17 protein-coding genes and 2 pseudogenes are annotated in these 18740 nt (G+C 63.5%); 13 read left to right on the top strand and 6 right to left on the bottom strand.

Going from position 1 to position 18740, the window contains the following annotated elements; translation table 11 throughout:
- Nucleotides 1-232: 232 nt before the first annotated feature.
- The 8 genes and pseudogenes from PHO31112_RS09670 to PHO31112_RS09635 all read left to right on the top strand — a co-directional run bounded on the left by PHO31112_RS09670 (nt 233) and on the right by PHO31112_RS09635 (nt 8263).
- The gene (locus PHO31112_RS09670; RefSeq protein ID WP_246177920.1) at nt 233-1036 is read left to right on the top strand and encodes a GntR family transcriptional regulator; all 804 of its coding nucleotides are present in this window, start codon (nt 233-235) and stop codon (nt 1034-1036) included.
- Between the two features lie 216 nt (nt 1037-1252).
- Nucleotides 1253-2554 (top strand): UDP-N-acetylglucosamine 1-carboxyvinyltransferase, encoded by a 1302-nt coding sequence (locus PHO31112_RS09665; protein ID WP_150620314.1) that lies wholly within the window; start codon nt 1253-1255, stop codon nt 2552-2554.
- A 134-nt stretch (nt 2555-2688) separates the two neighbouring features.
- Nucleotides 2689-3306: pseudogene (locus PHO31112_RS09660) on the top strand (helix-turn-helix domain-containing protein).
- Nucleotides 3303-5081: an ATP-binding protein gene (locus tag PHO31112_RS09655; RefSeq protein ID WP_150620313.1), complete on the top strand. Its 1779-nt coding sequence runs from the start codon at nt 3303-3305 to the stop codon at nt 5079-5081. The pseudogene PHO31112_RS09660 and the gene PHO31112_RS09655 overlap by 4 nt, the downstream one beginning before the upstream one ends.
- A gap of 212 nt (nt 5082-5293) precedes the next feature.
- On the top strand, nt 5294-5506 hold the full coding sequence (locus PHO31112_RS09650) for a hypothetical protein (protein ID WP_150620312.1): 213 nt from the start codon (nt 5294-5296) through the stop codon (nt 5504-5506).
- Nucleotides 5507-5564: 58 nt separating this feature from the next.
- Nucleotides 5565-5912, top strand: a complete 348-nt coding sequence (locus PHO31112_RS09645) for a hypothetical protein (RefSeq protein WP_150620311.1) — start codon at nt 5565-5567, stop codon at nt 5910-5912.
- A 127-nt stretch (nt 5913-6039) separates the two neighbouring features.
- Complete coding sequence (locus PHO31112_RS09640) at nt 6040-7353, top strand: O-antigen ligase family protein (RefSeq protein ID WP_150620310.1); 1314 nt, start codon at nt 6040-6042, stop codon at nt 7351-7353.
- A 16-nt stretch (nt 7354-7369) separates the two neighbouring features.
- A complete protein-coding gene (locus PHO31112_RS09635) occupies nt 7370-8263 on the top strand; it encodes a glycosyltransferase family 2 protein (RefSeq protein ID WP_150620309.1) in 894 nt (297 codons plus the stop codon).
- Nucleotides 8264-8343: 80 nt separating this feature from the next.
- Here PHO31112_RS09635 and PHO31112_RS27120 read toward each other — a convergent pair whose 3' ends face one another.
- Together PHO31112_RS27120 and PHO31112_RS09630 are read right to left on the bottom strand one after the other, a co-directional pair.
- Nucleotides 8344-8514, bottom strand: a complete 171-nt coding sequence (locus PHO31112_RS27120) for a hypothetical protein (protein WP_174995649.1) — start codon at nt 8512-8514, stop codon at nt 8344-8346.
- 122 nt (nt 8515-8636) lie between these two features.
- On the bottom strand, nt 8637-9689 hold the full coding sequence (locus PHO31112_RS09630; RefSeq protein WP_174995647.1) for a YeiH family protein: 1053 nt from the start codon (nt 9687-9689) through the stop codon (nt 8637-8639).
- Between the two features lie 244 nt (nt 9690-9933).
- Between PHO31112_RS09630 and PHO31112_RS09625 the strand changes: the two genes are divergently transcribed.
- The gene (locus PHO31112_RS09625; protein WP_150620308.1) at nt 9934-10596 is read left to right on the top strand and encodes a 2-hydroxychromene-2-carboxylate isomerase; all 663 of its coding nucleotides are present in this window, start codon (nt 9934-9936) and stop codon (nt 10594-10596) included.
- Between the two features lie 22 nt (nt 10597-10618).
- On the opposite strand, the gene PHO31112_RS09620 is transcribed toward PHO31112_RS09625, so the two are convergent.
- The 4 genes from PHO31112_RS09620 to yfiR all read right to left on the bottom strand — a co-directional run bounded on the left by PHO31112_RS09620 (nt 10619) and on the right by yfiR (nt 14654).
- Nucleotides 10619-12028: an SGNH/GDSL hydrolase family protein gene (locus PHO31112_RS09620; RefSeq protein ID WP_246177918.1), complete on the bottom strand. Its 1410-nt coding sequence runs from the start codon at nt 12026-12028 to the stop codon at nt 10619-10621.
- Between the two features lie 63 nt (nt 12029-12091).
- On the bottom strand, nt 12092-12613 hold the full coding sequence (yfiB, locus tag PHO31112_RS09615; RefSeq protein WP_246177917.1) for an outer membrane lipoprotein YfiB: 522 nt from the start codon (nt 12611-12613) through the stop codon (nt 12092-12094).
- Nucleotides 12614-12753: 140 nt separating this feature from the next.
- Nucleotides 12754-13998, bottom strand: coding sequence for a diguanylate cyclase DgcN/YfiN (dgcN, locus tag PHO31112_RS09610; protein ID WP_246177915.1), 1245 nt, complete (start codon nt 13996-13998; stop codon nt 12754-12756).
- Between the two features lie 137 nt (nt 13999-14135).
- Nucleotides 14136-14654 (bottom strand): regulatory sequestration protein YfiR, encoded by a 519-nt coding sequence (yfiR, locus tag PHO31112_RS09605; RefSeq protein WP_246177906.1) that lies wholly within the window; start codon nt 14652-14654, stop codon nt 14136-14138.
- Nucleotides 14655-15098: 444 nt separating this feature from the next.
- Between yfiR and PHO31112_RS27115 the strand changes: the two genes are divergently transcribed.
- The 4 genes and pseudogenes from PHO31112_RS27115 (at nt 15099) to PHO31112_RS09585 (ending at nt 18712) form a co-directional block, all read left to right on the top strand.
- Entirely contained in the window at nt 15099-15764 is a 666-nt protein-coding gene (locus PHO31112_RS27115) for an EAL domain-containing protein (RefSeq protein ID WP_174995645.1), read from the top strand.
- 141 nt (nt 15765-15905) lie between these two features.
- Entirely contained in the window at nt 15906-17012 is a 1107-nt protein-coding gene (locus tag PHO31112_RS09595; protein ID WP_010805175.1) for an S-(hydroxymethyl)glutathione dehydrogenase/class III alcohol dehydrogenase, read from the top strand.
- Between the two features lie 134 nt (nt 17013-17146).
- Nucleotides 17147-18052, top strand: a pseudogene (locus PHO31112_RS09590) (amino acid permease); the annotation flags it as partial.
- Nucleotides 18053-18253: 201 nt separating this feature from the next.
- Nucleotides 18254-18712 (top strand): cupin domain-containing protein, encoded by a 459-nt coding sequence (locus PHO31112_RS09585; RefSeq protein ID WP_150620304.1) that lies wholly within the window; start codon nt 18254-18256, stop codon nt 18710-18712.
- The last annotated feature ends 28 nt before the right edge of the window (nt 18713-18740 follow it).

Below are 18740 nucleotides of genomic sequence, written 5' to 3'. Positions count from 1 at the left end.
GATATCCGGGGAATGGCACATCGCGATAATTTGCCATATCATCAACCAAATATAACAAAATGGTTAACCATTTTTGTTGACCATTATCGATAACGATTTACCGAAATGCAAGGTCGCGATACGGGGACGGCGGAAACCGAGGGTTTTCCGGGAGAGGAAACCGGGAGGTGGAGGGGGCCGGGTACAATGCGCCCCACGTCTACGTGAACCGCGACCATCGAGGAGATCAGGCTTGAGCCGCACCGCAGCACCGGCGTCGCCGCACGACGCGTCCCGCACCGAGGCAACGCCCGACACGGCACCGGATCTGCCGGCCGGCAGCGATGGTTCGCCGGGCAGCGCGGGCCAGCAGATCGAGGCCCGTGTCTATCTGGCGATCTCGCAAGCGCTGCTCTCGGGCAAGCTCCGGCCGGGCATGCCGCTGCGTGAGCGCAATCTGGCGCAGGCGTTCGATTGCACGCGTGGCGCGGTGCGCAAGGTGCTCGCCCGGCTCGGCTTCGAGGGCAAGCTAGTGCTCGAACCGAACCGGGGAGCGTTTGTGCCGCAGCCTTCGCTCGACGACATCCGTCAGACGTATCGCGCACGGCGCGTGCTGGAAACCGGGGTGATCGCGAATATTTGCGGCCAGTTGAGCGCGTCGCAGCTTGCGGTGCTCGACGAGCACGTCGCCACCGAAGCCCGCTCGCATGCCGAGGGCACGCACGAGCGCTCGATTCGCCTCGCGGGCGAGTTTCATCTGAAGTTGATCGGCATGGCCGGTAGCACCGAACTCGATGTATTCGCGCGCCAGCTCGTCGCCAAGACCGAGCTTTACAAAGCCCTGTACGACCCGGCGGAATTCATGCGTTGCGCGCCCACGGAGCATGCTCAGCTCGTCGGTCAGTTGCGCGACGGCAAGACGCAAGCCGCCATGACTCTGGCGGCAGCGCATCTCGACGAACTGGAAGCCCGGGTACTCACCCGCGCCGCCGCCGCCGAGACACCCGACTTCCGCGCCATCTTCGCCGAAGCCTTTGCGGGCGCGGCGGCGTCGTGAATCGCAACGCCCTCCGGTAGCGCCCCGCCGCCGATACTGCGGGCTGTCGCCCGTCAAGCCGCGCGGCAATCCCACTACGGGCTCCGAGGGCGCATGGCACACGCGCCACATTCAGAGGTATATTTCGCCTGTTTGCGACGGGCCTGCGGCCCGCCTGCCACTTTTGCCCCCACCCGACACACGAAAGCACGAAGGCACGAAGCCCGAAGGAAGCCCATGTCCCATCTGGTAGTCCACGGCGGCCAGCCCCTGCGCGGCCGCATTATCCCTTCCGCCAACAAGAACGCCGTTCTCCCGGTGCTCTGCGCCACGTTGCTCACCGATCAGCCCGTGCGCCTCATCGGCGTGCCCGAGATCACCGACGTTCGCAAGATTCTCGATATCTTCCGGCAGCTCGGCAGCGATGTGAGCGTCGATTTCGAGACCGGTACGCTCGACGTCCATCACCGCAATACGAAGTTCGATCCGCGCACCGACCATCTGCCGGAAGAAATGCGCTCGTCGATCATGCTCGTGCCGCCGCTGCTCGCGCGGTTCGGCGTTGCGCGCATCGAAGACAACATCAAGGGCTGCACGCTCGGCGTGCGCGAGATCGACCCGCACATTGAAGTGCTGCGCCATTTCGGCGGACGTGTCGAGCGCACCGAAGGCTCGCTGCTCATCCACGCAGACGATGCGCGTCCCGCCATCCGCCATTGGCTCGATTACGCCTCGGTGACAACCACGGAGAACTTCGTGCTGTGCGCGGCATCGGCCAAGGGGCGCTCGCAACTGAACAACGCGGCCTCAGAGCCGCACGTGCAGGAGTTCTGCCGTTTCATGCAGATGCTGGGGGTGCCCATTGAAGGTGTCGGCACGTCGCAGCTCGCCATCGAAGGTGTGGAACGCTTCGGCGGCGGCGAATTCCGCTTTGCCGAAGATTTTCATGAAATCACGACGTTCCTGGCACTCGGCGCTATCACCGGCGGCGAAATCACAGTCAGGAACTCGGCACCGGATCAGTTCCCCCTGATCGACCGCACGTTCGCCAAGTTCGGCGTGAAGGTCGAGCACCGCGACGGCTGGTCGACGGCCATCGCGCAAGGCAAACTCAAGGTGCAGACACCGTTCACGCAGAACATTCTGACGAAGGTGGAAGCCGCCCCCTGGCCATATTTCCCCGTCGACCTGCTACCGATCTTCATCGCGCTGGGCGTGAAAGCCGAGGGCAGCGCCATGTTCTGGAACAAGGTGTATGACGGCGCCATGGGCTGGTCGACCGAGTTGTCGAAGTTCGGTGCACACGTGTTCCAGTCCGATCCGCATCGCCTGATCACGTTCGGCGGCGTGCCGCTCTCGCCGGCCGTCGTGGAAAGCCCGTACATCATCCGCGTGGCGATTGCCCTGCTGATGGTGGCCTCCAGTATCGACGGACAATCGACCATCAAGAACGCCCAGCCGATCCAGCGCGCACACCCGCGCTTCGTCGAAAACCTGTGCTCGGTGGGCGCGAACGTCGTCTGGACGACACCCGAGTAAGCCACTTGTGTTCTGCCGGCGACCAGCCCCCCCACGGGGGGCCGGGCTCGCCAGACGGGGCACGCCGACGGCGATCGCCCCCCTGATCGCCCGCGTACCGGCCCTCACCCAGGCGAACCCGACGGCAGACCATCATGAGCGATCGTCCCCTGGCTCCGCTGCCGCTTTTCACGCCCGTCTCTCGTCCTTCGAGTAACACGTGGGCCGCCTCGCCACGCGCCCGCCAGTTGTCGGGCGTGCGCGTTGCCGGACTCTCCGCGGGCGCGGTCGATTACATCGCCAAGCCGTACGACTTCGAGGAAGTGCGCCTGCGGCTGTCTATTCCTCTGAAAGCGATGAGACCGGCGCCATTGCCCTCGGCCACGAACGAAAGCACCAAGCTGCCGGTGCAGGCGCATACGCTCGACGCAGTGCTCTTCCGTGCCACGCGCGCACTGCTGCTCGACCGGCTCGATACCACGCCCGAACTCATCGGTCTCGCCAGCGCAGTCGGCACCAACATGCGTCGTCTGAATCTGGCGTTTCGACGTTGTGTCGGCGTTACGGTGTTCGACTTTCTGCGTGAAGAACGCATGAAGTAAGCGCGCCAGCTACTCTCGGAGACGTCGCTCGACGTGCAGGACATTACCAGCGCCGCCAATTTCGCCACGGCGTTTCGCGAACGCTTCGGCATGCCGCAGAGCGGCTTCCGTGAGCTTGGCGCGCAAAGCTCACCCTCCCCCGACACATCGGACGCACGCCCCTCAGCATGAACGTTGTGCCATCGGACCTGCCGGCGCCCGGGCTACGCCGGCCTCTGATTGCCTGGGTTGCCCTCGTCATCGTCTTCCTGACGCTATTGCTGCATGGCGTTCGCGCCTTTGCCGCACCGGCCGCCCATTCACCGGTGTCGTCTGAGCCGCCGATCGACCTCTGGAGCGCGCCATCACCGCTTAATCTGGACAGGCAACTGCGTCTGCTGGAAGCCCCCACCGCACGCCTTGACACCACTCAGGCCCTCGCCGCCCACGGCTGGCGACGTGGCGCCGCCAACGCGCGGCTCTGGCGGCTGGCGATCATCAACGGTCTGCTGCCCGAGGACTGGCTCGCCAATGCCGTCGACGCGCGCACGCGTGAATGGCAAGCCGCCCTCATCGCCGCCGACGAAGCCAACAGCGCGAAGAACGACTTCCTCGCTCGTATCAGCCACGATCTGCGCACGCCGCTCACCTCCATCATCGGCTTTGCCGATCTGGTGCAATCAGGCGGACGCGAAGACGCCGGCCGGGGACGTATCATCCGCCGTAGTGCGCATCACATGCTCGCCATGGTCAACGATCTGATCGAGTATGCGGGCGGCGGCGCGGCCGATTCGCTGCACGTCGCGCCCGTCTACATCCACGCGTTCATCGACGGCATGGCACACGAAGGGATGAGTCTCGCACGCAAGCACGACAACACGTTCGTGCTCGATGTGCGGGCGCCGTTACCTGCGCTGCTCACCTTCGACGCAAAACGTGTGCGCCAGGTACTCGCCAATTTGCTCGACAACGCCGCGAAGTACACTGCGAACGGCACGATCACGCTATCGCTCTCGGCCACGCCGGACATGACGCGCGCGGATATCGTACACGTGCGTTTTAGTGTGAAGGACTCTGGCTGCGGCATCGCACAAGACGAGCTGCCTCGCGTCTTCGAACCCTTCGCACGACTCGACCGGGCGCGACGCGTTCCGGGTGTGGGCCTTGGGCTGGCCATCGTGCAGCAGTGGATCGAACGCATGGACGGCGCCATCACCCTCGACAGCACGCCGGACGTGGGCACACGCGCGGTATTCACGTTGCCGTTGCAGATAGCGCGCGAGGCCGATCTCGCGCAACAGTCGCTTGCGCGCGCAACCTACGCTTTGCCCTCGCTCGATGGCAGCGGACACCACCTCTGGCTCGCCGAAGATTCGCCCGAGATCCGGCAGTTCCTGCATGACGAACTCGCAAGCCTGGGCTTTACGGTGCGCACGTTCAACGATGGCGTGGCGCTCATCGCCGCACTGGACGATTCTTCAAACATGAGACCGGATCTGGTCATCACCGACCACATGATGCCCAATGCCGACGGTCTCGCGGTCGCCCACGCCATACGCTGCCGCTGGCCCGGCATGCCCGTGCTGGCGATCTCGGCATCGCCGCAAATCGTCGCGGGCAGCGGCTACGATGCGTGCCTGCTCAAGCCCATCGAACTCGCCGATCTGCGCAACACGCTCGCCCGCCTGCTCAATCTGCACCGCGACGACACCCCCAGCAGCGCATGGGATGGCGGCGACGTGAGTCATTCGAGCGACGCGTCATGGCGGTCCCCGTCACACGAGCATATGTTGCGGGCCCGGCAGCTGATCGCGTTGGGCGCCATTACCGATCTGATGGACTGGGCGCGCGACCTTAGCGACCAGTCGCCGCAATTCGATGGCTTCGCCCGGCACGTCCATCAACTCGCGCAACGAGGCGATCTGGCCGGGTTGGCGGAGTTGTGTGCAGCACCGTTGTCCATCTGATATCCGAACACATCCCGCCCCCCGGCGGTGTTACGTCTTGCCGTTTCGGCGATGTTTCGTTTTCGTAACGTTTTTCAACCGCGCTCGCCTATCCTCTAGGCAACCTCCTTATATATCAATCAGTTAGCTGATTCTGACGGAGTGGCGCGCAACTTGCTTATGACAGAACAACGGCCCGTCGAGGCTGGAGGGCCGAATTTCTGGAGACTGTCATGGCAACCGCTCATTTCCGCCGACCGCATCCGACAGTGGAGCTCGCGCGCTGCGTGTTCCGGCAGCATTACATTCGCATCATGCAGGCCGATCAGCCCGGCGACTACGCCGTACTGGTCGATGTCTGGCCCATGGATGGCAGGACGTTCAAGAGCATCGATCAAGCCAAGCACGCGGCCATGCTGTTCATCCGCGATATGGAAAACGACTGAGTCCACGTAAGCGATTCCGCGCCAGCGGCCTTGGCGCGGTCAACGAGACGAGACCCTCATGAAACGTCACCACGCACGCAATGGCGCCACCGGGCGCCACGCCCTGTCCGCTATACCTCGTCCGGCGGCCAGTCACCCAGTGGTACTCGACCCGGCAGGCGACCCTTACGCGCGGGTTGCCGTCGAGGCCTATGCCGAAGCCTGTGCCCACGAGCAACCGTGGCTGGCCGAAGCGCTTCAGCGCCAATACCAGTTGGCCGGAGGCACGCCCTCGAGCGCCGCCGCCCTCTGGCGTGCATTTCACGAAGCGCAGCGGCAAGCGCGCGAGGAAGATTCGTACGATGAAGCGGCCTGGACCCATGTGGCGCTGCATCGGTGCAGCGTGCTGGGGGCGATGAACTTGTAACGCGGGTTCAGCACGATTCTCCCTGTTTTCCCATGGGCGGTTGTACGCATTCGACGAAAATGCGTCGGCGCGGGCATTTCTGGCATACTTCGTGCAAATGCAAATCGCGAAGTCCGCCAGTTAGCCAATGAGCAAGTCTGAAACGTCGGCGATCACGTCCAGCCGACATCTTTTTGCCAAAATTTTCGGCACACTAATCCTGTTGTTTCCCGCCGCCGCTCTTATCGTTCCGCGCGGAGGGAACACTGTTATGTTTTTGATCGTGGCGTTGGGTGCGGCCATCCTCCTGACGGATCGTAGGTTCGGCGAGATTTCCTCCCTCATCAAGACCAGCCCCCACGTCCGGGTGCTTGTCGTCGTCTTGTTTCTGCCGTTCTTTGCGATCCTGGCGGTTGAGGTGTTCCACGGCAAGATCGTCGCGAATACGCTCGACTCCCCCGTGCGTTTCCTGCTCGCCACCATCGTGTTTTTCAGTCTGCGCAGGATGACCTATGTCCTTCCGAAATGGGTCGACCTGACATTCGGTGCCGGAGCCATCTGCGCCGCAGCCATGGCCTTGTACTCGACGGCAGACCTCCTCGCCGCGAGAGCCGAAAGCTCGTTTCTGAACCCGATTCATTTCGGAGATATCGCACTGCTGCTCGGCATCCTGTCTCTCGTTTCGATTCACTGGCTCTCCCATGACAAGCCGTGGATCGTCGCCTTTAAGATTCTCGGGGGTGCGGCTGGCTGCTATGCGTCATGGGCGAGCCAATCCCGTGGGGGCTGGATCGCATTGCCCTGTCTGCTGGTGGTGTGGTTCTTTTGGCACAGACATCCCATCAGCGCGGGCCGGCGAGTCGCGGTTGCACTCTTTGCCGTGGTGCTGCTGATCAGTGCCTTTGCTTCGCCAACGGTTCGGGAGCGATTCGAGGCCATCCGTACAGATCTCACCAGTTTGTCCGCCGGGCAACCCGATTCATCCACGGGCATCCGGCTTGAACTATGGAAGGCCGCAGGAAAACTCATCGAAGCGAAACCTATACTGGGATGGGGCGCCCACGGTTATCGCGACGCCATGCCCGCCATGGCCGCCACTGGGGTCCTGACACCGATGGCTGCTAACTATGGAAAAGGCGAGATTCATAATCAAATTCTTGCTTACGTCGTCGACTACGGACTGGTGTTCGGCCTATTGAGCATTCTTGGCGTCTACGTGGGCCCAGCCTATTTCTTCATCCGGTCTGCCAAGCTCCGCCATAGCCCCAGGGAGCATCGCGCTGCGCTGATGGGCCTGATGACGGCGGTCGCTTTCGCCATATTCGGTCTGACTGTGGAGACATTCAATCTGAAGGTTACCGTCGCCTTCTACTCGACGATGGTGGCCCTGTTCGCAGCCTTCGCATATCCTGTGGACAATTCGATCGACACAATCGACGACAAGATCCCTGCCGCGCCGTAATCACGCCGTTCCCCACATGCTAAGTATCCTGATTCCGACCTGGAACAATCTGCCGTTCCTAAAGCTATGTATCGATAGCGTCCGCCGACACTCCGGCAAAGCGCACGAAATCCTCGTTCACGTGAACGACGGCAGCGACGGCACGCTGGAATGGGTACGGGAGCAAGGCCTGCGTCACACGCACAGCAGCGGCAACGTCGGCGTCTGTCTGGCGCTCAATCAGCTCGCACCGCTCGCGTCGCACGACCAGTTGCTCTTTCTGAACGACGACATGTTCGCCACGCCCGGCTGGGACACCGCCCTCATCGACGCCGCCCGCGCACTCGATACGCCGGTGTACTACCTCTCGTCCGTGATGATCGAGCCGAACGCCGGGGGGAGCAAACAGGTGGTCTCGCGTGACTTCGGTACGACGACGGAGACGTTCGACGAAGCCGCCCTGCTCGCCTTTGCGGCCTCGCTCGGCCGTGAGGACGTCAACGGCGTGCCGACACAGCCCACCCTCGTGAGCCGCAGTCTGTGGCATCTCGTAGGCGGCTACAGCATCGAGTTCGGACCAGGCATGAGCAGCGACGACGACTTCCTCATGAAGTTATGGCTCGTCGGCTGCCGCACGTTCCGCATTGTGGGCAAAAGCGTGGTGTATCACTTCGGCTGCCGGTCAACGGGCCGTGTCGTCAAGAATCGTGGCAGCCGCGAATTTCTGATGAAATGGGGGATGACCCAGGCCGAGTTCAAGCACGGCTATCTCGATCTGGCGGGCACACCGGCCGGCGCCGCGTTGCCCAACGTCCCCCGGCCCAGCGGCCGGAGCCGCATCAAACGGGCCGTACATGGCAGCAAACCGTATCCGCTCGAAGACCTCGAGCGCTGGGACCCGAACGTGCCGAGTCACCTGAAGCTCGACTGAGCGGCGGGGCACACTTTCCCGTCGGCTGACGGGCGTCAGCCGTCGTTCCCGAACGTTTCGAGAAGCGCCGCCTCAGGCAATCAATGCCGCGGGTGGCGAATCTTCTCCCACGCGTGCTCGAAACGTTGCACCGCCCGATGATCGGGGTGGCGCGTCCACCAGACACCCAGCTCCCACACCATGCCGGCCAGCAGCGCGATTACGACCAGCGCGCCGATCGTGTACCAGATTTCACCGAATGAGGTTGTCATCACGGCCTCCGGAAATGCTTCACGGACGGCCGACGGTCGCCCGTAATTCCATTTTAGGCGACCGCCCCCGGCTTGCCCGCCGGGTCTGCCCTAGGCCTGAGTGTCGTCCCCCGCCCTGCGTATCAAAGCTGGCCCATTGCCAGTTGCACCGCCAGACTGCTGACCGACACGGCAGCCCACACCCCCAACCCCAGCAGAATAGGCCGCACACCGGTGGAAGCCATGCGGCGCAGGTTCGACGACAGGCCGATCGCCGTGAGGGCGACGATGATGAGGAACTCCGCTGCGTCGTGAATCCAAGGTTGCAGTTCCGCCGGCACGAGCCCGGCCGTGCGCACACCCGATGCGATCAGAAACCCGAGGATGAACCAGGGGAAGATGCGGGCGAGGCTGAAGTTGCCGGCCCCTGCACGCTTGGCACGGTACGCCACGATGGCAGCCAGCGCGAGGCAGACCGGGATGATCAGCGTGGCACGCGTGAGCTTGACGATGGTCGCGTAATCGCCTGCCGTCTTGCTGTAGCTATAACCGGCGGCCACGACCGACGACGTATCGTTGATCGCCGTGCCCGCCCACATGCCGAAGCCGAGGTCCGACAGGTGAAGCATGTGACCGAGCATCGGGAACAGCAACACGGCGGCAATGTTGAACAGGAAGATGGTCGAGATGGCGAACGCCGTTTCGTGGTCGTCCGGCTTGACGATGGGCGTGACCGCTGCAATGGCCGACCCGCCGCAGATCGCCGTGCCTACGCCGATAAGCAGCTTGAGCTTGTCGCCCACGCCGAGCAGGCGGCCCAGCCCCCACGCCGACAGGCCGGCAGCGGTGATCGTCACCCCCGTGACCGCCAGCGACTCAAGCCCCGTATGCGCCACTTGCGACAGGCTCAGACCGAAGCCGAGCGCAATGATCGACCACTGGAGCACATACTTCGAGGCGAACTTTATGCCGGCTTCGTAACGAACACCGGGCGAGAACACGTTGCGAACGATGATGCCGAGCAGGATACCGAACACCGGACCACCGATGAGCGGCATCTGACGACCGAGCAACAACGCCACAAAAGCAATCACCGTCGAGAGAATCAGACCGGCCCACGGATTCTGCCAATCCGGCACCAGCGTATCGGGCCGGCTGGCCGTGGCGGGGCGGGTGATCTGGGTTTTTGTGGTCATCGCAGGCACTCCTCTGGAATGACTGCAAGTCTAAAAACTCTGCTTCAATAATAAAAATCGTTATATCGGATACGATATATCCAAATAACCGATAATTATTTATCCGGCATGTAACTCATTGAATCGATGGTTTTTTTCACCTGCGCCGCAAATACCGACGGGTACAAACGTCTGCGATGGACCGCTACACTCTTCCAAGCCATCAGGAAGAGCGTCCAGAGTCCAGATCAGGAGATCGCACCTCATGTCACAAGTTGCCGCCCCCCCTGCCCGCCGCGCGCAGTGGTATTTTGATTTCTCCTCCCCGTTCGCCTATCTGCAATTCGAGCGTTTCGACACGCTGCCGCGCTCGCTCGCCATCGACCTCAAGCCGATCGTGCTGGGTGCGATCCTCGTGCATCTGCAAACGCAGGGGCCGGCCGAGACCCCCCATAAGCGCATCTTCACGTACCGCATGGCGCAGTTTCGCGCCGAGCAGGACGGCATCGCGTTTCGCATGCCACCGGTGCACCCGTTTCATCCAATACGCGTGCTGCGTCTGGCCGTGGCGCTCGGCGCCACCCGCGACGTCGTGCGCGCGATTTTCCGGTTCATCTGGGCCGAAGGGCGCGACGTCACCGACGCACAAGGCTGGCAAGACTTGTGCGAGCGCCTCGGCCTTTCAGCCGACGAGGCCGTCGCGCTGGCCGAAGCCCCACAGGCCAAAGCCGCGCTACGCGCGAACACCGACACGGCGATTGCCGCCGGTGTGTTTGGCGTTCCGACGTTTGCCTATGACGGGGAGTTGTACTGGGGCGACGACGCCACGGCGTTGTTCCGCCACTGCCTCGCTCATCCGGAATGGCTGCACTCGCCCGACGTGGTGCGTCTGCAGCAGGTGACGGTCGGTGTGCGGCGCGAACGCTGACGCCCTTGCCTGAGCGTTAGCGTTACTTCGCCCCGCCAAGCACCAGCGGCAGCGGCACGGCGTCGGCCATGGCCGCATAACCGGCATCGCTCGGGTGCGTGCCATCGCCACTGTCCAGACGCGGCAACATGCGCGTGGGTTGCGCCGGATCGTGCAAAGCGGCGTCGAAATCGATCACGCCGTCGAAAGCTCCGCTCGTACGCACCCATTGGTTGACAGCTTCACGCACCGCTTCTCGCTCTGGCGGCAGCTTGCCCGGTGGAATCGTCGTTCCAAGAATGCGGACGTTGCGCGAACGCGCAGCGGCGATCAGCGACTGATACCCCGCAATCATGTCGGGCGCGCTCACAATCACATGGGGCACGTCGCAGTCGAGGCCGCCGTGAGGTGGCACGTAGCCGAAATTGATGTCGTTGATACCGATCTGCACGACAACGGTTCGCACCCCCGGTTGCTCCAACGCGTCGCGCCGGAAGCGCGCAACGAGGCGCTCGCCGTAACAGGCCGAATCGTGCAGCAGGCGATTGCCGCTGATGCCGAGATTGAGCACGGAGATGTCGCGCCGCCCGGCACGCTCCAGACGCCGCGTCAGTTTATCCGGCCAACGCCGATTTGCGTTGAGCGTACTGCGCATGCCGTCCGTAATCGAGTCGCCGATGGCGACAATGGCGTGCGCAGGCGCTTCCGGCACCACGCTAAGTCCGGAGAGCCATAACGTATTCGTGAAACGCGTGGGATAAGCCGACGCCTGCGCCGTGTCGACGAAATCTCCCGCGCCACTCAGAAACGCAGTCTGCTGCGCAATCTTGTGCCACGTTGTTGGCGGTTTGGTTTCACGCGTGAAAAGACTGACCGCCAGCGGCGTTCCGGCGCGCACGGCGAAGGGTAGCGGGTCACTCTCGAGCGAGGCGCCGGGCGCAATCCGCGCCATTGGCTGACCGCCAAACGTCAGTGGGCGCATGCTGGTGGCATCGACCGTCGCCCCCCGCAACGACAGGGCGAGGCTCGCGCGCTCGATCACCAACGGCTGCGTGCCGTAGGCGTTGGAAAAGCGCACGCGAACATCGTTGCCGGAAAGGGTGGGATAGACGATCTGACGAAGGGTGCGGCCGCTCACCGCCGGCGCCCGATTGAAAGACGGTGCCGCCGGATGCTGCGCCACGGCTTGCGGTGCCGTCGCCCACGCACCAACGCGCGCGTTCTGCGCAAAGACCGGCGGCGTCACGCCCGTCGCCACAACGGCACACAACACGCCGCTCAGGGCAACGCCCAGCGCGCGCAGCGCCCGGGGCGTTCGGCGCAAACCGTCGGCGAAAGAAGACCGGTGGATCAGAGACGTCGGGAGCATCGGGGCAACGTAGGCAATTCGGCCGGAATCGCCCGGCAATAGCCGCCATTGTGCCTGATTGTGGCCAAGGTCAATGACCGGCATGCCCGGCGTCGATGCCGACGCAGCACACGGTTTGATGTGACGAAACTCGATGCCGTGAAAAATTTAGCGCGTCGAAATGACGATGGCAACGCGCCGGTTCTGCGCACGGCCGGCGGGCGTGCTGTTATCCGCCACGGGATTACGCTTGCCGGCGCCGATCGTTTGAATGCCGGCACGCTGCATGCCCGCGTCGATCAGCACATCCGCGACAGCTTCGGCGCGACGTGCCGAGAGCTGCTCGTTGTATGTGTCGGTGCCCACTGAGTCTGTGTATCCGTAGACACGGACCTCGTTCAGCCCGACCCGCACAAGCGTTTGGCCGATACGCAAGACAGTCTGCTGTGCAGGCTCGCGCACCACGAACTTACCGGTATCGAACAGCACCGTGTCGGACAGGCCGAATTCCCAGCCTTCGTCGGTCTGTTTGAAACCTTCCGCCTTGAGCGCCGCGACCTGCTCGGCCGTCAGGCCGTGAACCGGCGTGGTCTGGCAACCGGCCAGCCCACCGAAGCCCAGTAGGCAGACGACCGCCAACAGCCGGCGAGCCAACGTCCCCCACCGCGAGATGGCGCGAGCAAGGGACACCGCGAAAGTGAGGTTCAGCGAAGGCGATTGTGAATCATGTGTGTCAACAGCGAAGTCCAAAGCAAAGTCCCCATTGCGTTATGTAATCCGGTCGTCATTCATGTTGATGGTGTCTCTCAGCTTAAGTGCTGCGCGCCGCCTTAACTCTTGGGGCTTCCCGCAACATGCCAGGTGCCGACACCAGCACGCTTGGCCTGATACATCGCCGCGTCCGCCACGCGCAGTAGCGCGGGTGCATCGTCGGCATGTGTCGGGTACAACGCGATGCCAATGCTCATCGACGTCACAATCTCACCGCCATCGGGCAGCGTAATCGGCTTTTCCATCGCCACGAGCAAGCTCTGCGCGAGCCGCACGGCGTTCGACGTCTGTCGCACGCCCAGCAGCATGACGGCGAATTCGTCACCGCCCAGCCGCGCGACCAGATCGCCCTCGCGCAACGGCTGACGCAACCTCTCGGCAATGGCCACGAGCACGGCGTCGCCGGCGTCATGCCCCAACTGGTCGTTGATTTCCTTGAAGCGGTCGCTGTCGAGGTAAAGCAGTGCGACATGCGTGCCGACCTCGCGCGCGTCGACAAGCGCCTGCGCAAGCCGCGATTCGAAATACGCCCGGTTCGGCAGCCCCGTTAAAGGATCGTGATTCGCCTGATGTGCGAGCGTGGCGTTCTGCGCTCGCAAGTGATTCTGCCAACCCTCGAATTCGTCGAGCAACGCGTTGAAGTCGTCGCCAAGCTCCTTGAGTTCAGCCAGCGGTGTGGCCGCCACCCGCTGATGGAACGCCCGCTCGCGGCGCACGGCGTGCGCCACTTCGGCAAGCGCACGCAGCGGCTCGACGATATCGAGATGCATCCGCTTCGCGAGCACATTCGACACCGCGAACGTCACCAGCAGACAAGCGAGTATCCCGCCCACACCGCTGAGCAGGAAGACGAAGAACTGATGTCCCTCGCCCTGCACTTCGACGTAACCGACGACCTTTCCGTCATGACGAATCGGCAGCGTGACAGGGCCGGGCAGTGCAACTTCCGCCACCATGCGCTCGACTTGTGCAAGTGTACTGCCATCGCGCCTGCGCCACAGGGCAAACTGCGCCTTGCTCACGTCGAGCACGCGCACCTGAAAGACATCTTCGTCGTTGGCAATAAGGGCAATCGCTTCCTGCGCGGCCACGCGGTCTCCGAACACGACCGCAGCCTCTGCGGTATAGGTCAGCGAGCGCCCGATGAGCAGCAAATTGTTCTCGGCATACGTGCGCAAGGCGAGCCACGCCACGAGCGAGAGCGCGACGGCGGCGAGCACCACGGCAGAGACGGCCAGGCGCAAGTGGGTACGGCGCAACACGCCCTGCAACGACGGGCGTCGGCGGGCCGAGGCCCGCCTCATGGTGGGATGTGCGACGGGCGGCGACTCATGACCACCACCGGCCGGCGCGCCGGATGAAGAAATATGGGGCGGCAGCAACCCGGCAACGGGCTCGCCTGAACCAGGAGGCATAGGGGGGGTTGGGGGGCGTGAAGTCGTCATTGTGTCCCCGGTTTTCGTGCCAGCTTCAGCACATTGGGGTGGACACGTACACCGCTGCGCGCGACGGTGTCGAGGTTGATGTCGAAAGTCACCCGATCGGGATCGACGTTCAGGCAGAACATTGTCCCGAGCGTGCACGAGTCGTTTCGCTCGCTGATCGTCAATATGGGGTGACCCGCAATGGTCGCCAGCACTTGCCGGCGCTCGGTGTCTGCCATCGCACCGAGATACAACACGTCGCACTGTGAACCGATCGCAGGATCGGCGACGGACACACGTTGCGCCTCGACCGGTACGCCGCTGCTCGGCAAGGGCCCCGAGAGCAGGTCGCGCGCATAGTCGGTATTACCGCTCACGCACAGGCGCACTTTGGCCGGCGGCGTCGGCCAGCGGGTGAAGCTGATGATGCCGAGCACCACCTGACGCACATTGGTCTCGCGCGTGCCGGTGGGCGCGGTGGCCTCGGGCGTCTGCGCAGCGGCATTGCCGAGCGCAGCCCAACAGACGAGTAGCATGAAACGCGCCAGACGCGCGTGCAGACGATGAGGCGGCCGGCGTTCTCGCCAGGTGCCTCGTGCCATCCCGCTTGTCGATATCCAGGCGCAATGCAACGCTGTCTTCCTTTGCCGAAAAAGTGGATCGGGGCAGGCAACGCGATATCCGGCTCGCGTTTGTGCACAGCCCCGCTTGAATCAGGCCGCATGATACCGAAGGACCCGCCGGGAGGCCATATTTTCCCGTGCCCACGCAGGCTCTCGACGTGGCGGAATGGCGCTCGTAACCATTTGATAAACAACGAGAATCGCGCGATACGATCGCTCGATTCTCGAGATAAAAATCGCGACGCCAGGGAGGTGTTGCATGACGTTCCTGAACTCCGGCCGACCTGCTGGGCAAGCGCAGCTTTCTCTCGCTGCTCGACCCGTCGGAACTGGCTCGCCGCCGCTTGCCCGCGCTGGGTGGGTATCGTACTCGACCTCTCGCAACAGGTGCAGGTGGCGTCCCGGCTCTGGTACGTCACGCACCATGATCCCGTCACCCGTCTGCCCAACCCGCCCCTGCTCAACGAACGGCTCGAACCGGCGATCCATCGTTGTGCGCGCCAACAGGCCGGACCACGGTCCTGCTCGTCGAACTCGATCAGCAGCGAGATGGACGCGCACGCACACCGCCGCAACGAACTCGAAAGCCTGCTGCGCGTGGCGGTGCACGAGCAGGCACGCTCGCAACTGCATCTCGTCTATCAGACTCAGGTCAGTCTGGCAAACGGCGAAATTCGTCACGCCGAAGCGCTCCTGCGCAGGCGTCACCCGTCACTGGGTGCCGTCGGGCCAGCGGAATTCATACCGATTGCGGAAACTGCGGGGCTGATCCTGCCGCTTGGCGAGTGGGTGATGCACGCGGCGTGCCGCGAAGCCCGTCGTCTGTTGCGGCGCGGCGGGCAACTGCCGCGCATTTCCGTGAACGTCTCGGCGCAGCAGTTCGCACGCCAGGACGTCGTCGGCATGATCGGGCGCGCCCTGAGCGCGCATGCGCTGGAGCCGCGCTATCCGGAAATCGAAATCACGGAAACTGTGCTGCTCGGAGATCAGTCATGGCTCAAGCCGACAGCCGGGCCATCGTAAGACGAAAGACCGGCAATTCTTGTATCCGGCCCCGCTATTTCCGTTGACATGGCGTGTCAAGACTCGCGCGCGACTTTAGAAAGCGGTAAGGTACGTCGCGAAGGGATTCCCCCGAACGACGTTGCAACGAGGAATATCGCCATGAAAACCAAAGCCGCCATTGCCTGGGAGGCAGGCAAACCCCTGACCATCGAGGAAGTCGATCTGGAAGGACCGCGCGCCGGTGAGGTGCTGATCGAGGTCAAGGCCACCGGCATCTGCCATACGGACTACTACACACTCTCCGGCGCCGATCCGGAAGGCATCTTCCCCGCCATCCTCGGCCATGAGGGTGCCGGTGTCATCGTCGATGTCGGCCCGGGCGTGACCACGCTGAAGAAAGACGATCACGTCATTCCGCTCTACACGCCCGAATGCCGCCAGTGCAAGTTCTGCCTGTCGCGCAAGACCAACCTCTGTCAGGCGATCCGCAGCACGCAGGGCCGCGGCCTGATGCCTGACGCCACGTCGCGCTTCTCGCTCGACGGCAAGCCCATCTTCCACTACATGGGCACGTCCACGTTCTCGAACTACATCGTCGTGCCGGAAATCGCCGTCGCCAAGGTGCGCTCCGACGCCCCCTTCGACAAGGTCTGCTACATCGGCTGCGGCGTGACGACCGGCGTGGGCGCCGTCGTCTATTCGGCAAAGGTCGAAGCGGGGGCCAATGTGGTGGTGTTCGGTCTCGGCGGCATCGGCCTGAATGTGATCCAGGGGGCGAAGATGGTCGGTGCCGACAAGATCATCGGTGTCGACATCAACCCGGGTCGTGTCGAACTCGCCAAGAAGTTCGGCATGACGCATTTCATCAACCCGAAGGAAGTCGAGAACGTCGTCGACACCATCGTGCAACTGACCGACGGCGGCGCCGATTATTCGTTCGAGTGCATCGGCAACGTGACGACCATGCGTCAGGCGCTCGAGTGCTGCCACAAGGGCTGGGGCCAGTCGTTCATCATCGGCGTGGCCGCAGCGGGTCAGGAAATCAGCACACGTCCGTTCCAACTGGTGACCGGCCGCGAATGGAAGGGCTCGGCCTTTGGCGGCGCGCGCGGGCGCACCGATGTGCCGAAGATCGTCGACTGGTACATGGAAGGCAAGATCAACATCGACGATCTCATCACGCACACGCTGCGCCTCGATCAGATTAACGAAGGCTTCGATCTGATGAAGCGCGGCGAGTCGATTCGCTCGGTCGTGCTGTACTGATCGCATGACACGCGGCGGTGCGCTCGTGCCGCCAGACGGCCCCGCTGGTAGCGCCAGCGGGGCGCTCGCCCCCCATCCACCGTTGGTTTCGCCCGCCCTCGACACGGCCCCGGCACGCGACGCCCTCCCCCTTTCTGCCCGCCGCCATCACGGCGGCGCCGGGGAGCTTGCCGGGCGTCTCGACGCTCATCAACCTGCCGGCCGTCGTCATCATGCTGCTCATCACCTGGGTGCTGTCGTACGGCGTGCGTGAGTCCGCCCGCATTAACAATGTGATGGTGGCAATCAAGATCGGTGTGGTGCTGCTGTTCATCGCCGTGGGCGTGTGGTAGGTAAAACCGGCCAACTGGACGCCATTCATGCCGTTTGGCACCCGCGGCATGTTCAACGCGGCGGCCCTCGTGTTCTTCGCGTTCATCGGCTTCGATGCAGTGACGTCGGCCGCCGAAGAGGTTCGCAATCCGGGCCGCGATCTGCCGATCGGCATCACTGGCTCGCTCATCGTCTGCACGCTGCTGTATGTGACGGTTGCCGCGGTCATGACCGGGATCGTGCCCTTCGCACAGTTCGCGGGCGTTGACCATCCGGTGTCGCTAGCACTGCAATTCGCCGGTCAGAACTGGACCGCGGGCTTCGTCGATCTGGGCGCGATTCTCGGCATGACGACAGTGATTCTGGTGATGACGTACGGCCAGACGCGCATCGCCTACGCGATGTCGCGTAACGGCCTGGTGCCGCTGGGCGTGCTCGCCGAGCTGATCAATATCGGCACGCTGTCGGCGTTCGCGCTGGTGTCGGTGGCCGTGCTGGTGCTGCGCCGCACGCGTCTGGACCTGCCGCGTGCGTTCCGCGTGCCGGGCGCCCCGGTCGTGCCGCTCATCTCCGCCGGTCTGTGCCTGTTCCTGATGGCGCACCTGCAATCGACCACACGGATCGCCTTCTTGGTGTGGCTCGTCATCGGCATGGTGATCTATTTCACGTATGCCCATCGCAACGCCCTGCTGCATAGGCATGGCAACGTACCGCACACGTCCTCCTGATCCGCCTTACATCGGCTGCACCGCCTCGCGCCCCGGCGCGAGAGCGCGTATAGTCCGACACAGGGCTCGCCGCTCCCACCGAAGTGCCGCGAGCCTTCCGCTGCCATGACGGCGGGTTATGTCGTTGTGCCTCACACAAGCCGTTCGTCCGTAGCTCCCCTTGCTGCTGTTTCGTCACGCCCCTGCAAAGGAAAATAGAACATGCGTCGCTATGTCCTGCTGGCCGCCGTACCCGCCGCGTTTGCCGCGGGCTTCCTCTCGTCCCACCTGATGCCCGGCGCGATGGCGCAGGCCACTGCCCTGAGTGCCCAGATCATCGACGTCGGCGCCATGACCGACGAGCAGATCGGCAAGCTCGTGCCCAATGTCGGCACGCTGCGCACGCGCACGCTGGTCGCCACGCCCAACGGTACGATCGCGGTACAAAGCGGCAACGTGCCGCGCCACACCCACCAGGACACCGACGAAATTCAGTATGTGATTTCGGGCAGCGGCACGTTCTGGCTGGGCGACCAACAGCGCGAGGTGCATCCGGGCGATCTGATCGTGATTCCGCGCGGCACGGTGCACGCGGGTTCACAGAACACCAGTGGCGAGTTCAAGGTGCTGGCCGTAAAGCTCCCGCCTCAGGCGCCGACCGATATCCAGTTCGTCAAATGACGGTGTGACATGCGCGGCGGACGGGCCG

It is taken from the genome of Pandoraea horticolens (genome assembly GCF_902459555.1).
In the GTDB taxonomy this organism is placed as follows: Bacteria; Pseudomonadota; Gammaproteobacteria; order Burkholderiales; family Burkholderiaceae; genus Pandoraea; species Pandoraea horticolens.
This window is presented reverse-complemented; position numbering and strand designations above follow the sequence as displayed.

What these genes read in the sequence shown, in the direction of transcription:
- PHO31112_RS09665 (WP_150620314.1), top strand. Translation starts at nt 1,253, where the DNA reads ATGTCCCATCTGGTAGTCCACGGCGGCCAGCCCCTGCGCGGCCGCATT.
- PHO31112_RS09655 (WP_150620313.1), top strand. Translation starts at nt 3,303, where the DNA reads ATGAACGTTGTGCCATCGGACCTGCCGGCGCCCGGGCTACGCCGGCCT.
- PHO31112_RS09650 (WP_150620312.1), top strand. Translation starts at nt 5,294, where the DNA reads ATGGCAACCGCTCATTTCCGCCGACCGCATCCGACAGTGGAGCTCGCG.
- PHO31112_RS09645 (WP_150620311.1), top strand. Translation starts at nt 5,565, where the DNA reads ATGAAACGTCACCACGCACGCAATGGCGCCACCGGGCGCCACGCCCTG.
- PHO31112_RS09640 (WP_150620310.1), top strand. Translation starts at nt 6,040, where the DNA reads ATGAGCAAGTCTGAAACGTCGGCGATCACGTCCAGCCGACATCTTTTT.
- PHO31112_RS09635 (WP_150620309.1), top strand. Translation starts at nt 7,370, where the DNA reads ATGCTAAGTATCCTGATTCCGACCTGGAACAATCTGCCGTTCCTAAAG.
- PHO31112_RS27120 (WP_174995649.1), bottom strand. Translation starts at nt 8,514, where the DNA reads ATGACAACCTCATTCGGTGAAATCTGGTACACGATCGGCGCGCTGGTC.
- PHO31112_RS09630 (WP_174995647.1), bottom strand. Translation starts at nt 9,689, where the DNA reads ATGACCACAAAAACCCAGATCACCCGCCCCGCCACGGCCAGCCGGCCC.
- PHO31112_RS09625 (WP_150620308.1), top strand. Translation starts at nt 9,934, where the DNA reads ATGTCACAAGTTGCCGCCCCCCCTGCCCGCCGCGCGCAGTGGTATTTT.
- PHO31112_RS09620 (WP_246177918.1), bottom strand. Translation starts at nt 12,028, where the DNA reads ATGCCGGTCATTGACCTTGGCCACAATCAGGCACAATGGCGGCTATTG.
- dgcN (WP_246177915.1), bottom strand. Translation starts at nt 13,998, where the DNA reads ATGAGGCGGGCCTCGGCCCGCCGACGCCCGTCGTTGCAGGGCGTGTTG.
- yfiR (WP_246177906.1), bottom strand. Translation starts at nt 14,654, where the DNA reads ATGCTACTCGTCTGTTGGGCTGCGCTCGGCAATGCCGCTGCGCAGACG.
- PHO31112_RS09595 (WP_010805175.1), top strand. Translation starts at nt 15,906, where the DNA reads ATGAAAACCAAAGCCGCCATTGCCTGGGAGGCAGGCAAACCCCTGACC.
- PHO31112_RS09585 (WP_150620304.1), top strand. Translation starts at nt 18,254, where the DNA reads ATGCGTCGCTATGTCCTGCTGGCCGCCGTACCCGCCGCGTTTGCCGCG.